This window comes from Spirosoma aerolatum (assembly GCF_002056795.1).
Taxonomy (GTDB): Bacteria; Bacteroidota; Bacteroidia; order Cytophagales; family Spirosomataceae; genus Spirosoma; species Spirosoma aerolatum.
The window spans coordinates 47,622-62,915 of sequence record NZ_CP020104.1; the positions used below are offsets into that span (position 1 = coordinate 47,622).

Sequence of the window (15,294 nt, forward strand, 5' to 3'; positions counted from 1 at the left end):
GTAATGTAGAGACAAAGATAGAACTCAAAAATCGTTTCCGGGAAATGGTAGCAGGCAGGGCAATCTAAACGGGTAGTTTACTCAAGCTGAAACAAACAGGCCATAATAGACAAGCCGTGGATAACAGCGAGTCAAAAATTTAAATTGTGAAAGCAGTAGTTGTTATAATATAGTTTTTGAATATAATTGCAAAAATATATTGTAGTTATATTATATCGGGTAATTGATAGAAAGATGACCAGACAGAACAAACAGAAAACGCTTCGATTATTTGCCTTACATGAATTTATTGTCGATCATTTTACAAAAGCCGACTGGATTAAAGTAGCTTATCTGACCGATAGCCTGGAACTGATTGAAGATCATCCGCGTCTGTTACGTAGTCTGGATTTTAAAGATGATGATTATGAAGGGAATAGCCTACAAGTGCTCTCTAAATTGATGAGCGAAAGCGCCAGTAATTTATACGAAATCGAGCGATTCGTCGAAATCAAGAAAGCACTGCTTGGCCGGGCTGCCCGTACGGTTCCAGATTTTATTTCGACCAGTCAGGCCAGTGCACCCGACCGTGTCATCACCTTTGCGCCCGATGTCTTCCGAATTCCAGACAAACCCGTAAATAGTAATGCACTGGCCGTTATGATGCCGTTCGAAAGTCGGTTTTCAGGAACCTATGCGGCCATTCGTAATGTATGCTCCAGACTTGGAGTTGATTGCCAGCGGGCTGATGACATCTGGGATAACAGCATTCTGATTCAGGATGTATTTGATCTGATTTTTACGGCTCAGGCCGTTATAACCGACTTTACCGACCGGAACCCCAATGTGTTTTACGAGACGGGCGTTGCGCATACGCTGGGTAAACTGGTTATTCCTATTACGCAATCGGTAAGCGATATTCCGTTCGATTTACGACACCACAGAGCACTTACCTACTTACCCAACACAGAAGGGCTGTTAAAACTCGAAAAAGACCTGGAAAAAAAGCTGACGAAGGTATTTAGTTGATTCGTTCAGCATACTTGTTGTATCTTCGAGAGATTATACGAAGCTTATGCGACCTCTTGTAGCGCCTATTTCCGATACACAAGCACCTGCTACAATCCAATCTGGTAGACTCCTTTCGCTGGACTTTTTCCGTGGCTTAACGGTAGCCGCTATGATACTGGTGAACAATCCGGGCGATTGGGGGCATATTTATGCGCCACTGGAACATGCTGCCTGGAATGGCTGGACACCCACCGACCTGATTTTCCCGTTCTTCCTGTTTATTGTAGGTGTTTCCATTACGTTTGCCCTAGGCCGTCGGGATGAGCAAAAGGCGAAGCAGGACGTAATTCAGAAAGTGGTAAAGCGAAGTGTAACGCTATTTCTGTTGGGCCTGTTCCTGAATTTTTTTCCCAAGTTTGACATCTCGACGGTTCGAATTCTGGGCGTGTTACAGCGGATCGCTATCGTCTATCTGGTTTGCTCACTACTCTTTTTAAAAACCAGCCCTCGACAACAGCTTTACATCCTGCTCAGTGTATTGATTGGTTATTGGCTGGCTATGACGCAGATTCCCGTACCAGGGGTTGGTTATGCCAATCTGGAACCAGAAACCAACCTGGCGGCCTGGCTGGATCGTATCATTCTGACCCCTGCCCATGTTTATAAACCCGCCAAAGTGTGGGATCCTGAAGGCTTGTTCAGCACAGTCCCGGCTATAGGAACCGGTATACTAGGTATGCTGACGGGTAGCTGGCTACAAACGAATAGACCCATTGCTGAAAAAGCGGCCTGGCTTTTCGCCGTTGGTTGTCTGACTCTGTTCGGTGGGTTAATCTGGAACGGGTTCTTTCCGATCAATAAGGCGTTATGGACCAGTTCATATGTGCTCCTGGCAGGTGGTCTGGCCATGCTGGTTCTGGCGTTGTGTTACTGGCTGATTGATGGACAGACTAAAGCGCAAAACTACCGCTGGGGTATATTGCCGTTTGTAGCGTTTGGCGTTAATGCCATCACTGTTTTCTTTCTATCGGGATTAATTCCGCGCATTATGAATCTGATTCATGTGACAAAGGCCGACGGAACGGAAGTCGGTTTGAAAGAATATCTCTACCGAACGGCCATTGCTCCTCCCTTTACCGATCCAACCAATGCATCCCTGGCCGGTGCATTGACCTTTGTGTTAATCTGGTTCGGTATTTTGTGGTGGCTCTATCGTAAGAACGTAATTATTAAGGTTTGAGGCTGAATTGGTTATCGGTTTTTGTCTTCCAGCGCGAGCCGAATCAGGTCAACGGTATTTTTTACCCCCGCCTTTCGAATAATGCTGGCCCGCTGGTTGGCTACGGTGTTGGGGCTGATGCCGAACCGATCCGCAATTTCGGGACTGCTCATACCGTCGATCAGGCATGTGAGAATTTGAGCTTCCCGGGCCGTAATCCTGTTCCAGATCGATGGGCCTTTTGGGGGCGTATTACTTACTTCATTTTTTCGTTGAATCGAATTGGGCAGTACAAGATGGCGGATGATAACCGACGAAGCATTCGGGGGATAGTATAAATCGCCATCAACCACAGTTCGTACCGCCTTCAAAATCTCTTCCTGACCAGTATCTTTCAGCAAATAACCGGCGGCCCCATGCTGAACGGCTTTCAGAATATAGTCGGGATTATTGTGCATACTGAACATAAGCGTTCGTACTCTAGGGTATTTTTCGGAAACAACCTTCAGCGTATCGATGCCCGACATACGAGGCATCGTGATGTCGAGGAGTAAAACATCCGTATCGATGCCCGACAGCAGAGCAACGGCCTCATCACCGTCGGAAGCTTCGCCAACGATCTGAATATCAGGCTCGTCTTCCAATAGCATCCGAATGCCTTTTCTGACTACAGAATGATCGTCGGTGACCAGAATGCGTATCGACATAGCGTTTGAGTTTACGGTTTTAACTTAGTAAGTTGATGAGTACTTCGACGGTTGTTCCTTTTTTGGGTTTAGATTGGATCGTTAGGGTTCCGTTGAGAAGCAGGGCACGGGTTCGCATATTCTCCAGTCCATTGACGATCAGCGACGATTTTTCCGAGGAACGAGCCGCTTTCAACGTGAATCCCTTGCCATCGTCTTGAACGGAAAGTGCTAATTTATGCCGATCCTGCTGAAGATTAATGCGAATAGACGGAGCATTAGCATATTTTACGGCATTGTGTAAGGCCTCCTGCGCAATTCGGTACAATCCGATTTCCATTGTCGGGCTTAATCGGGCCGCATTGCGGGGGCCGTTAAAAACAATGTCGATGCCCGATGATCGGCTGGTTTGCTCGGCTAATAATTGCAGGGTTGGGCCTAAACCAAAATCACTCAGGGTGGAAGGCATTAGGTTATACGATACCTGGCGTGTGGTCTGAATAATATCGGCAATGAGGTCGCAAAGCTCAGCAAACCGCTGACGTTGTTTCTCATCGGCCAGTGAGATGGATTTCAACTTTTCGGCATGGAGTTTTATGCCGGTCAGCATCTGGCCGATGCCATCGTGCAGCTCGCGGGCAAATCGACGCCGTTCCTCTTCCTGGCCTTCCAGCAGGGCCGCCGACCGGACCCGATCTTCGGCGCGGATTAGCTGATATTTTTCTTCGGTGGTACGAACCAGCTCCTGTTGGGTGTCGAGTAACTTTTGATTCGTGTAGGCCAGGTTTTGGTTGGTTGCTTCCAACTCGTGATTGGCAATTTCCAGCCGCTGGTTGGTTCGCTGTAATGACTGTTCGGACTTTGCCAACCGGCTGATGATTGCTTTTGTATGATTGACAACGGGCCGGAAAATAAAGAACCCCTCAATAAGCAGCGTCAATACGGTAGCAATGGTTAGTAGCCACTCAATGCGTTCGAGTGTGCGAATACGCTGGAAACTTTCGGTATCGAACTGAAAAACAATCGCATCCATTTGCTGTAGAAACGAAAGCTCATTTTGCAGTATGATGGATAACGCTTCCTTTCGAGTCGTGGGTTCTGATACGCCGATTCGGCTGAAACCCTGATACATCGCCTGGAAATACGGCTCAATATGGTTAAACATGCTGTCGAGGGTTGCACTTTTCCGAACCGCATACGCTTTTTCCATCTGGAGCTTTCCCTGCCGTAGCTGGTCGTGGGTTTGATGCCAGTCGTGTAACAGTGAATCGAACGAAACGGTATCCGTTGCTGCTATCCCTTCAGCCCTGAGAATAGCCAATTTGGTAAGCCGCTGACTAAGCATTCGTTGTCGCCCGGCTACATTGACCACCCGCCCATCGTCGTAGTGATTGCTTAATGTGCGTTTGATAAACCAAAGGCCACCCAACGATAGCATGGCAATGACCGTGAGGGCGATCACATAAAACCGGGTTAATCGGCGGGCTACCTGTTGGTCGAGTTGGTACATAGGAGGGCTTGTTTTACAGGCTACGGTATTCGGTTTGCGGTTGATGGTGCGAAAGCAACGCCTGCGTCAACCCACCGTAAACCGAATACCGTACACTTCACACACCAATATAGACAATGCCGTTTTCAACTTTTACCGGGAATGTGTTGATCCGGTATCCATCGTCGTTCAGGCATTGCCCGTTTTTCAGGGAGAACGTTTTTTTGTGAAATGGGCAGGCCACTTTAGGGTCGTCGCCCTGACTGCCGATCATACCCCGCGAAAGAACCATCTGCTGACGGTGTGGGCATTCGTTATCGGTAGCGTACCATTCGCCCCGACGCGAAAAATTGAAAATGGCAATCTGCCGTCCGCCAATCAGGGCACAAGCGCCCCCATCGGCCGGAATATCCTCAACCCGGCAGGCAGCATGCCAGGTCTGTTTATCCTGATGTATTGAAATAGCTTCCATTTTTTAAAAGTCATTAAGTGGTCATTAGGCGGTCTTTGCTATAAACGATAAATGACGATTAACTACACCCATTCTCGGGCTCGTTTCTGATCGCGCATGGACTCGAAGTGAACCGCCGGGTCTTTCTGTTCGGGCGCGTTAACGAAATGGGCAAAGCGCTGGCGGAGCTGAGGGTTTTCCACGACTTCGGTCCATTCGCACATAAACGTGTCGACCAACTGTTGCATTTCCCGTTCCAGATCAGCGGCAATACCCAGCACATCATCCACCACAACGGCTTTCAGGTACGAAATACCACCTTCCATTTTGTTGAGCCAGGTAGCGGTTCGGGTAAGCGGGTCGGCGGTTTTGATGTAGAACATCAGGAAACGGTCGATGTAGCGGATACAAGTTGCCTTGTCGATGTCGGATGCCAGTAGCAGGGCGTGTTGGGGTTTAATGCCACCATTACCACATACGTACAGGTTCCAGCCTTTTTCAGTAGCGATAATGCCAAAATCCTTGCTTTGGGCTTCGGCACACTCGCGGGTGCAGCCCGATACCGCCGATTTGAGTTTGTGCGGAGCCCGAATGCCTTTGTAGCGTTCTTCGACCTCTATAGCAAACGATACCGAATCCTGCACGCCAAATCGGCACCAGGTGCTTCCGACGCAGCTTTTTACGGTTCGAAGGGCTTTTCCATACGCATGACCACTCTCAAAACCAGCCGCAATCAGTTCTTCCCAGATCTTCGGTAGATCGCCAACGTGGGCACCAAACAGGTCAATCCGCTGACCACCCGTAATTTTGGTATACAGACCATATTTCTTGGCTACCTGCCCAATCACAATCAGTTTGTCCGGTGTGATTTCGCCACCAGGTATTCTTGGGACGACCGAATACGTACCCCCTTTCTGGATGTTGGCCAGATAGCGGTCGTTCGAGTCCTGAATGGTAGCCCGGCCTTTTTCCAGGATGTTCTCGTTCCAAAGACTAGCCAGGATCGACGCCACTGCCGGTTTACAGATTTCGCAGCCATCGCCATGTCCGAACTGATCCAGCACGGCATTGTACGTTTTAAGACCGTTGATTTTGATCAGGTCCAGCAATTCCTGACGGCTGTACTCCAGGTGTTCGCAGAGCACATTGCGGACGTAAACGCCCTGTTGCTTCAATACGCTCTGAATTAAGTCCTTTACCATTGGCGTACAGCCCCCACAACCTGTACAGGCTTTGGTCGCTTTTTTGAGCCCATCGATTGACGTATGTCCGTTTTCAGCGATTTCGTGGCAGAGCATCCCTTTCGTAACAGCCTCACAGGAGCAGATAAGTGTATCATCGGGCAGCGCCATCACACCCGCGCCAGCTTCCTCGCCACCCCGCGAGCCCAGGATAAGGTCTTCGGGATCAGGTGGTAGAACGGTTTTGCTCTTGCAGGTTTGCAGCAGCATAGTATACTGATCAGCATCGCCTACCAGAATCCCGCCCAGGAGTTCTTTGCCATCGGCCGAGATATTGATACGCTTATAGATGCCTTTAGCCTTGTTTTCATAGACAATGGTTCGGCAGGCAGGGCCACTGGCAAACGGATCACCGAACGAACCCACGTCGGTACCAATCAGCTTGAGTTTGGTCGACATGTCGAAGGGCTTGAACTCCTTCTCAGTACCCATCAACCGTGAAGCGACTACCTCTGCCATTTCGTAGCCAGGGGCTACCAGGCCATAAATCATATGGTGCGCTACGGCACATTCGCCAATGGCAAAGATGGACGGGTCGGAGGTTTGCAGGAAATTATCGACCAGTATACCGCCACGAGGATGCGTATCGATACCCGATGCTTTGGCCAGCTCGTCGCGAGGGCGGATACCCGCCGAAATGATGAGCATATCCACGTCCAGATGGGAGCCATCGGCAAACTGCATGCCTGTAATGGCTGCATCACCCGTGATTTGTTGCGTGCTTTTCGACAGATGAATCGTTAAACCCAGCGATTCCAGTTGCCGTTGCAGGACTCCTGATCCGGCGTCGTCAATCTGTCGGGGCATCAGCCGGGGAGCAAACTCCACCACATGGGCTTCGTCGAGGCCGAGGTCGAGCAGAGCTTTGGCCGCTTCCAGGCCGAGCAGTCCTCCGCCTAATACAGCCCCTTTACGCGTCAGGCCAGCCCGGGCGTTACGGGCGTATGACTGGATCAAGTCGAGGTCTTCGATTGTCCGATACACAAATACGCCATCTTTCTCAACCCCTGCTACGGGCGGCACAAAAGCGCCCGAACCCGTGGCCAGTACCAGATAGTCGTATGGTACTACAACACCGTGATGCGACCGAACTTGCTTACGCTCGCGGTCAATAGCTACGACAGGGTCGGTCAGGTAGAGTGTAATACCGTTTTCGGCATACCAGTCGGCAGGAGCCAGGGTTAATTCGTCGGCTGTTTTGCCGTCGAAATAGGCGCTCAGATGCACCCGGTCGTAGGCAACGCGTGGTTCTTCCCCAAAAACCGTCAGCGTAAACCGATGCTCATTTTTCTGTTTGGCGATAAGCTTTTCGCAGAACTTATAGCCCACCATGCCATTGCCGATGACTACGACATGTCTGATTGTGTTTGTGTTCATAGTTATAAGTAACTATAACATTGTGAAAACCCTGATTTATTATTGTATTTATTTAAGAAATTATGCCTTTCTATCCCCATAAAGGCAAGTCAAAAGTAAAAGGTGTTTTTTGTAATTCCTAGCGTAATATTTTGATTTAAGCTTATTTTAAAACATATTTTTTGTAAAAAGACTTGTTTTTAAGAATTTCATCTCTACTTTTGAAGCATAAATCGCAAATAGTTGTAAATAACTATAAATAGTATAATACCACTATTTAAGCCTAAAATGAAGATGCAGATGCGGTCAAAGCTAACACTCGTGGGGGCGGGTCCCGGCGACGGCGAATTGATTACCTTAAAAGGAATCAGGGCGCTTCGACAAGCCGACGTTGTCTTGTACGACGACCTTGCCAATCATTCTTTACTGGAGTTTGCACCCGAACGGGCCTTGAAAATGTATGTAGGCAAGCGAGCTGGTAAAGTATCGTTCTCACAAGACGAGATTAATGCCCTGATTGTACGGTTGGCGCAGGAACATGGGCATCTGGTACGGCTGAAAGGGGGCGACTCCTACGTGTTCGGGCGTGGGTATGAAGAGTGTGCGTATGTACGTCAGTATGGCATTGCCTATGAGGTAGTGCCGGGGGTATCGAGCAGTATAGCAGTGCCAGCTTCACAGGGTATTCCGGTTACGAGCCGGGGTGTAAGCGAAAGTTTCTGGGTTATTACCGGCACTACCCGCACCGGCGAGTTGTCCGACGATCTTCGGTTGGCAGTTCAGTCGAAAGCGACGGTTGTGGTGCTGATGGGCCTGAATAAAGTGAATGAAATCTGTACTATGTATTGCAAGGCTGGTCGGGGACATGTACCGATGGCCGTGATACAAAACGGGACGCGTGCCGATGAGCATTGCGTAGTGGGTCAGGTCTGGAATATGCCACAATTGATAGCTGAGCAAGGCGTGGGGGCGCCCGCTGTGCTGGTCATTGGCGATGTTGTCGCGTTGCATCCGTCCTATCTGGCGGAATGCCTGCATAACGTTTCAGTAGCCTACTAAAGAAAAAAGCCGATCCGGTGTGGGGGCACCTTTGGACCGGCTTCACAGGGTTTTGTCCATGCGAAAACACAAACGTGTCAAAGAAAATGAAAAAACACTCGTAAAGCAAATCAGCTGCTTCGCCAACTCAGGTACTCGTTGAGCCTTCGGGCCTCGCCAGGCGCCAGATACCTGCTATCTCTCCGGTTATTGCCTACTCTTAACTCAGCGAACAGGCTGAGGTGAATTTGTTTTGTCAATTCCGTTCATTTTCTCGTCAAATCGACCACCTTCTGATGAAATTCTATACAAAGCATAGCCTGCTTACAGGTTGCTTGTTGCTTGCTCTATGCAGTTCGGTACAGGCGCAGTTTTCGCTGATCGGGCAACTGCGTACCCGCACCGAACTGCGTAATGGGGTAGGAAATCTGGCACCTAAAGATGCGCCGGCTGCCTTTTTTACGTCGCAACGCGCTCGCCTGACCTTCGGCTACAAATGGGATCGGGTGCAATTCCAGACTTCGGTTCAGGACGTTCGGGTGTGGGGCCAGGATGCATCGACCATCAATAATACCGATGGAAATCGCCTGATGGTACACGAAGCCTGGGCCGAAATTACGTTGGTTAACAGCGCCGATACCACGATCAAATTTACGCCTATTCAAAATCTATCGCTGAAAATAGGCCGTCAGGAGCTTGTCTACGATGACGTTCGCCTGCTTGGAAATCTCGACTGGCTCCAGCAGGGAAGGCGTTTCGACGCGGCTTTGCTGAAAGCGCAACATCTAGGCTGGGCACTTGATCTGGGTGTTGGCTTTAACCAGAATACCGATGCCTTCGGAACCGTCGGGGATTATTATACCGCCGGAAATGCACCGGCAACTGCCTTATCGACCAAAAACGTAACCCTGGCCATTCCGGCCGGTTTTCTGCCCACATCAGGCAAAGGTGGAGCACCCGTACTGGCAACACCATTGAGTACGAATGGTCAGAATCAGCAGTTTAAGTCGTTTCAGATGGCGTACCTAACGCGCAAATTCAGCAGCCTTGCGACTGGCAGTACTAAATTCTCGGCCCTGCTTTTTAAAGACGATTTTCAGAAGTACCGCGTCGACTCGCTGGGCAACGCTACCCAGGGTTACGTATATGGTCGCCGTTATGATGTTTCGGGCGTGAATTCGCGGGTAACCTACGGAGCTATGCTGGTTGGTCAACTGGGTAATCCGACCTCAAAACGGGCTAAAGTACAGTGGCAGGCCTTTGCCTACGGTCAACGTGGTAAAGATCGGGATGGTCTGACGATTAAAAAAGCCTATCACTACGGGGCCAACTTCATGATCCAGAAAGGAGCGTTTAGCGTGGGGCCAGGCTATGAAATCCTGTCGGGTAATGACGCCACGGCGATCCAGTCGGGCGAAACCAGTCGATTCGATCCACTTTACGGTACGCCACACCGGCATTGGGGATATATGGATTATTTCTACGTTGGAACGGGCGCGCCTGCTGGGGGCCTGAACGATGCGTTCCTCAAATTCAAATATGCCGGAACCCGCCTAACGACCACGCTGGATGCGCACTACTTCGCCCTTGCCAATGCGACTTATAACAAAATGCCCGACGTTCCGGCTGGTACGCTGTTGCCGTCGAAACTGGGTATGGAATATGACTTTGTAGCGACCTATGCGCTCAACAAGTTTACCACGCTTGAATTTGGCTATTCGATCATGAATGGTACCAATACCCTTGAGTACACCAAGCAGGGCACTATGGACGAAAAAAATAAGCTGGGTTCCTGGTCGTATCTGATGATCAACGTCCGCCCGGATTTCCTCGCTCCCAAAAAGTAATAGACTATTTGTAACGCGGGTGGAAACCCGCGCTATCTGGTTGCAAATCGCGGGTTTCCACCCGCGTTACTACACTACTCACAACTCTAAATCTTAAGACATATATAACCATGAATACAATCACGAATAAGCCACTCAGCTCTCTGAATGTACTGAATTTTAAAGGGGTTCAGATGCGGACGTTCCACATCACCTGGTTTACGTTCTTTGTCTGCTTCTTTGGCTGGTTCGGTCTGGCTCCGCTGATGCCTGCCATCCGCGAAGATCTGGGACTGACAAAACCACAGGTAGGTAACACCATTATTGCGGCTGTATCCGCTACTATTCTGGCCCGACTCATTATTGGTCGCCTATGCGATACGTGGGGACCGCGTAAAACCTATACGGCCTTGCTGGTCGTTGGCTCGTTGCCCGTTATGCTGGTGGGCCTGGCGCATGATTATACCACGTTTTTGCTGTTTCGGCTGGCGATTGGGATTATTGGAGCCTCGTTCGTAATCACGCAGTATCATACATCGGTGATGTTTGCGCCCAGTATCAAAGGTACGGCTAATGCGGTAGCGGGTGGATGGGGTAATCTGGGCGGTGGTATTACCCAATTGGCGATGCCGTTGATTATGGCAACTATCGTTGGGTTTGGTTATACGAAGCCCGAAGCCTGGCGGTTGGCTATGGTGGTGCCCGGTGTGCTGATGCTCATTATGGCCTACGTGTATTACCGCTTTACGCAGGATACGCCAGCAGGCAATGTCGATCAGATTGAACGGTCCATTTCATCGGGTGAAAAAGTGAGTTTCTGGAAAGCCTGTGCCGATATTCGTGTATGGGCGTTGGCGCTGGCTTATGCCTGTTGCTTCGGCATGGAGATTACGTTCGATGGGGTAGCAGCGCTCTACTTCTTCGATAATTTCAAGATGGAGCAGACCGAAGCGGGCTTTTGGGCTATGTTGTTTGGCTTCATGAACATTTTCGCCCGTGCGCTGGGTGGTATCGTTGCCGATAGAGTCGGGAAGAAATACGGCATGCGAGGTAAAGGCGTTTTGCTGGCCGGTATGCTTCTGCTCGAAGGGTTGGGTATTATTCTGTTTGCCCAGGCTGGTAGCTTGCCGTTGGCTATTGCGTCGATGCTGACCTTCGCGCTATTCCTGAAAATGTCGAACGGAGGTACTTATGCCATTGTGCCATTCGTCAATCCGAAAGCCGTTGGGGTGATTTCGGGTGTTGTGGGGGCAGGGGGAAACCTCGGCGGTATGCTGATGGGCTTCCTGTTCAAGTCGCAATCGATCTCCTATGGGCAGGCGTTCCTGTACATCGGTTGCGTGGTAGCCGTTATCGGTGCTGCTCTGTTTCTGGTGAATTTCAATAAAGCCGTCGTGGTCGAAGAAGCCCGGGAAGTCGAATTTCAAACAGCTTAAACTTAATGGATAATGCATAATGATTGAATTATGTGGTCGTAATAATTTATTATCCATTATCTAACCTCATGACTCATCAAACGACCTGTTGTTATTGTGGTGTTGGCTGCGGAGTAGTGGTCAAACAGGAACCGAACGGACGACTGACCGTTGAGGGCGATAAACAACACCCCTCAAACCGGGGCATGCTTTGCTCCAAGGGTATGAATCTGCATTATACGGTTATGGACCAGTCGGATCGGCTGCTGTATCCGCAGATGCGGTTCAACCGGGCAATGCCTATGCAGCGGGTGAGTTGGGATGCTGCGCTGGAGCGAACAGCCGCCGTTTTCAAGACACTGATCCAGAAATACGGTCCCGATTCGGTAGCGTTTTATGTGTCGGGGCAGTGCCTCACGGAAGAATATTACCTGGTCAACAAACTCATCAAGGGGTTTATCGGCTCCAACAATATCGACACCAATTCGCGGTTGTGCATGAGTTCGGCCGTAGTCGGCTATAAACTATCGCTGGGCGAAGATTCGGTGCCGGTCTGTTACGATGACATTGAGGAGGCTGATGTATTTCTAGTCGAAGGGGCGAATCCGGCCTGGTGCCATCCAATCATCTGGCGACGGATTGAAGCCCATAAAGCCGCCAATCCGAACGTTAAAATCATCTGCGTTGATCCACGTAAGACCGACACCGCCCGGTCGTCCGATCTGCACCTGGCTATCCGACCCGGCACCGATATTGTCCTGAACAACGCTATTGGTCGATTATTGATCGAGAATGGGGATATCGATATTGATTTTATTAGCAACCATGCCGACGGATTCAGTGCCTACCGGGAGCAGGTAATGCAACGGACAGTTGAGGAAGCGGCTGAAATCTGTGGCATTTCGTCCGGTCAGATTCAAACCGTTGCCGACTGGATTGGTCGGTCGAAAGGGTTTCTGTCGCTCTGGACCATGGGCCTGAATCAATCGGTCGTTGGCGTAAACAAAAACCTGTCGCTCATTAATTTACACCTGATTACGGGTCGCATCGGTAAACCGGGAAATGGGCCTTTTTCGCTAACGGGGCAACCCAATGCCATGGGTGGCCGCGAAACAGGTGGACTAGCCAACATATTACCCGCCCACCGCGACGTCACCAATGCCACTCACCGCGCTGAAATTGAAGCGTTCTGGAATGGCCCCGTCAAGATTGCCGATAAACCCGGCCTAACGGCTACCGAGATGTTCGAGGCATTGGCCAACGATAAATTAAAAGCCATCTGGATTATCAATACCAATCCGATGGTAAGTATGCCAGATGTACATACCGTTGAACAGGCGTTGAAAAAGGCCCGGTTTGTGGTGGTACAGGATGTATCGAATCGGGCAGATACCGTTCAATTGGCTGATGTGGTGCTTCCGGCGGCTGCCTGGCTTGAAAAAGAAGGGACAATGACCAATGCCGAGCGCCGGATTGCCTATCTGCCCAACGTACTCGATGCACCCGGCGAAGCTCTGCCCGACTCGGAAATCATCTGGCGATTTGCCCGAAAAATGGGCTTTACGGATGCTTTTGCTTATAAAAACGTATCGGAGGTATATGATGAATACGCCCAACTGACGGCCAATACCAATGTCGATATTACCGGCGTTAGTCATGAATTGTTGAAACAGGTGCGAACCGTGCAGTGGCCTTATCCGGCGGGGAGCACGGAACAAGGGGCAGGGGGTACAAGGCGTCTGTTTACGGATCAACAGTTTTATACGGCAAACCAGCGGGCGCAAATCCATGCCGTACCTGATGGTAATGCTTCTGAACCGGTCGATTCAGATTTTCCGCTGGTGCTAACGACGGGTCGTATTCGCGACCAGTGGCATACCATGACCAAAACGGGTCGGGTAGCCAAACTGAATCAACATAGTCCGCAGTTGTTTCTACAAATCCATCCCGATGATGCGCGCAGTCGGGGTATCCAGGATGGGCAATTGGTAGAGGTTCGTGGTCGGCGGGGGGAGGTTCGTGTAAAAGCGCAACTCACCGACGATGTCCGGCCAGGATTATGCTTTCTGCCCATGCACTGGGGTAAACTCTTAAACAGCAGCCTGAATCGGGCAAATAACCTCACCAATACGCTTGTAGATCCGCGTTCGAAAGAACCCGATTTTAAGTTTACGGCTGTGGAGGTTGTTCCCTATCGGAAGCCAACGGAGAAAATCATCATTATTGGTGCAGGTTCGGCTGGATTGGGTTTTATCAATGCCTATCGGACGTTGACGGTCAAAGACGAAATTCATGTCTTCTCCAAGGAAATTTACCCGTTCTACAACCGCGTTCTTCTACCCGATTACATCAGCGGAGCGCAACCCTGGGAGCAGCTTGTCAAATTGCGCGAAGATCAGTTTGCCGAAGCGAATATCATCGTCCATAAAGGCGTAGGCATCGGCCATATCGACCGGAAAGCGAAAGTTGTGATCGACACCAACGGCGTTGAGCATTCGTACGACAAACTCGTTTTGGGTACGGGAAGCAGTGCCTTCATGCCGAAAGGAATTCCTCGGTTGCCGGGTATTTTCAATATGCGTTCCCGGCTCGATGCCGATTCGCTGATGCCGTTCCTCAATCAGAAAGACCCGCATACGGTTATTGTGGGCGGAGGATTGCTGGGGCTTGAATTAGCCGCTTCGTTACGACAAATTGGCGTTCGGGTAACAGTCATTCAGCGGGCAGGGCGTTTCATGGAGCGACAACTCGACCCACTGGCCAGCGAATTGCTCTATCTGGAACTACTTGACCGGGGCATTGACGTCTATTTCAACGAAGAGGTTCAAACCTTCATGGGAACTGATCGGGTCAAAGGCGTTCAGTTGAATTCTGGAAAACGGATCAATTGTCAGGCCGTAGTTATCGCAATCGGTACAGTTCCCAGCATTGATCTGGCTCGCGAAGCCGGACTCGTCTGCAATCGGGGTGTGGTGGTAAACGATTACCTGCAAACCTCCGACCCCGACATTTTTGCGGCTGGTGAAGTGGCTCAGTGGAATGGACAGATGTGGGGAATAACCCTGGCTGCCGAGCAACAGGCCGAAGCCGCAGCCCGATTCATAGCTGGTGATATTGCGCAGCCTTATCGGGGTAGTCTGGCTATCAGCATCCTGAAAATGGAAGGCCTGCATCTGTGTAGCATGGGTATGACCGAGGTACCTGCCAATGCCGAAAATGAGTATGAAGAAATCGTCTTTATCGATAAGGCAAAACGCTATTATAAAAAGTGTATTGTCCATCAAGATAAGTTGGTAGGTGCCATCCTGGTGGGTGATAAAAATGAATTTGCGGAGTTCCGTGAACTGATTGCCAATGGTATTGAGCTATCTGAAAAACGGCTCCAACTGCTGCGGGCGAGCAAAAAAGTAGATCCCGTCGAAGGTAAACTGGTGTGTTCCTGTAATACCGTTGGGCAGGGTAATCTGGAGCGAGCCATTCGGACAGGCTGCACGGATTTTCAGCAGCTTTGCCAGAAAACGGGTGCCGGAACAGGCTGTGGCTCGTGCCGCCCGAAGTGCGGAGCATTCTATTGTCAATGACC

At 50.2% G+C, this 15,294-nt stretch carries 10 protein-coding genes; 6 read left to right on the top strand and 4 right to left on the bottom strand.

Annotated elements, in window-relative coordinates:
* The first annotated feature begins 234 nt into the window (after positions 1–234).
* Complete coding sequence (locus B5M13_RS00215; protein ID WP_080053752.1) at positions 235–1,008, top strand: hypothetical protein; 774 nt, start codon at positions 235–237, stop codon at positions 1,006–1,008.
* Between the two features lie 46 nt (positions 1,009–1,054).
* Complete coding sequence (locus tag B5M13_RS00220) at positions 1,055–2,230, top strand: acyltransferase family protein (protein WP_080053753.1); 1,176 nt, start codon at positions 1,055–1,057, stop codon at positions 2,228–2,230.
* A gap of 11 nt (positions 2,231–2,241) precedes the next feature.
* Here the strand turns inward: B5M13_RS00220 and B5M13_RS00225 are convergent, their stop codons facing one another.
* The 4 genes from B5M13_RS00225 to nirB all read right to left on the bottom strand — a co-directional run bounded on the left by B5M13_RS00225 (position 2,242) and on the right by nirB (position 7,453).
* Positions 2,242–2,916, bottom strand: a complete 675-nt coding sequence (locus B5M13_RS00225) for a response regulator transcription factor (RefSeq protein ID WP_080053754.1) — start codon at positions 2,914–2,916, stop codon at positions 2,242–2,244.
* Between the two features lie 19 nt (positions 2,917–2,935).
* Complete coding sequence (locus B5M13_RS00230) at positions 2,936–4,405, bottom strand: ATP-binding protein (RefSeq protein ID WP_080053755.1); 1,470 nt, start codon at positions 4,403–4,405, stop codon at positions 2,936–2,938.
* A 97-nt stretch (positions 4,406–4,502) separates the two neighbouring features.
* Positions 4,503–4,856 carry a nitrite reductase small subunit NirD gene (gene nirD, locus B5M13_RS00235; protein WP_080053756.1) on the bottom strand — a complete coding sequence of 118 codons (354 nt, stop codon included), beginning with the start codon at positions 4,854–4,856 and terminating at the stop codon, positions 4,503–4,505.
* 62 nt (positions 4,857–4,918) lie between these two features.
* Positions 4,919–7,453, bottom strand: a complete 2,535-nt coding sequence (gene nirB / locus B5M13_RS00240; RefSeq protein ID WP_080053757.1) for a nitrite reductase large subunit NirB — start codon at positions 7,451–7,453, stop codon at positions 4,919–4,921.
* Positions 7,454–7,732: 279 nt separating this feature from the next.
* Between nirB and cobA the strand changes: the two genes are divergently transcribed.
* From cobA to B5M13_RS00260, 4 genes are all read left to right on the top strand, one after another.
* The gene (gene cobA / locus B5M13_RS00245; protein WP_080059734.1) at positions 7,733–8,491 is read left to right on the top strand and encodes a uroporphyrinogen-III C-methyltransferase; all 759 of its coding nucleotides are present in this window, start codon (positions 7,733–7,735) and stop codon (positions 8,489–8,491) included.
* A gap of 275 nt (positions 8,492–8,766) precedes the next feature.
* Positions 8,767–10,317, top strand: a complete 1,551-nt coding sequence (locus tag B5M13_RS00250; protein WP_080053758.1) for an alginate export family protein — start codon at positions 8,767–8,769, stop codon at positions 10,315–10,317.
* A 110-nt stretch (positions 10,318–10,427) separates the two neighbouring features.
* Positions 10,428–11,732, top strand: coding sequence for a NarK family nitrate/nitrite MFS transporter (locus B5M13_RS00255; RefSeq protein ID WP_080053759.1), 1,305 nt, complete (start codon positions 10,428–10,430; stop codon positions 11,730–11,732).
* Positions 11,733–11,800: 68 nt separating this feature from the next.
* The gene (locus B5M13_RS00260; RefSeq protein ID WP_155297148.1) at positions 11,801–15,292 is read left to right on the top strand and encodes a nitrate reductase; all 3,492 of its coding nucleotides are present in this window, start codon (positions 11,801–11,803) and stop codon (positions 15,290–15,292) included.
* Positions 15,293–15,294: the final 2 nt, after the last annotated feature.

Coding starts and splice junctions, on each gene's coding strand:
- B5M13_RS00260 (WP_155297148.1), top strand. CDS start 11,801: ATGACTCATCAAACGACCTGTTGTTATTGTGGTGTTGGCTGCGGAGTA.
- cobA (WP_080059734.1), top strand. CDS start 7,733: ATGCGGTCAAAGCTAACACTCGTGGGGGCGGGTCCCGGCGACGGCGAA.
- nirB (WP_080053757.1), bottom strand. CDS start 7,453: ATGAACACAAACACAATCAGACATGTCGTAGTCATCGGCAATGGCATG.
- B5M13_RS00255 (WP_080053759.1), top strand. CDS start 10,428: ATGAATACAATCACGAATAAGCCACTCAGCTCTCTGAATGTACTGAAT.
- B5M13_RS00220 (WP_080053753.1), top strand. CDS start 1,055: ATGCGACCTCTTGTAGCGCCTATTTCCGATACACAAGCACCTGCTACA.
- B5M13_RS00230 (WP_080053755.1), bottom strand. CDS start 4,405: ATGTACCAACTCGACCAACAGGTAGCCCGCCGATTAACCCGGTTTTAT.
- B5M13_RS00215 (WP_080053752.1), top strand. CDS start 235: ATGACCAGACAGAACAAACAGAAAACGCTTCGATTATTTGCCTTACAT.
- nirD (WP_080053756.1), bottom strand. CDS start 4,856: ATGGAAGCTATTTCAATACATCAGGATAAACAGACCTGGCATGCTGCC.
- B5M13_RS00225 (WP_080053754.1), bottom strand. CDS start 2,916: ATGTCGATACGCATTCTGGTCACCGACGATCATTCTGTAGTCAGAAAA.
- B5M13_RS00250 (WP_080053758.1), top strand. CDS start 8,767: ATGAAATTCTATACAAAGCATAGCCTGCTTACAGGTTGCTTGTTGCTT.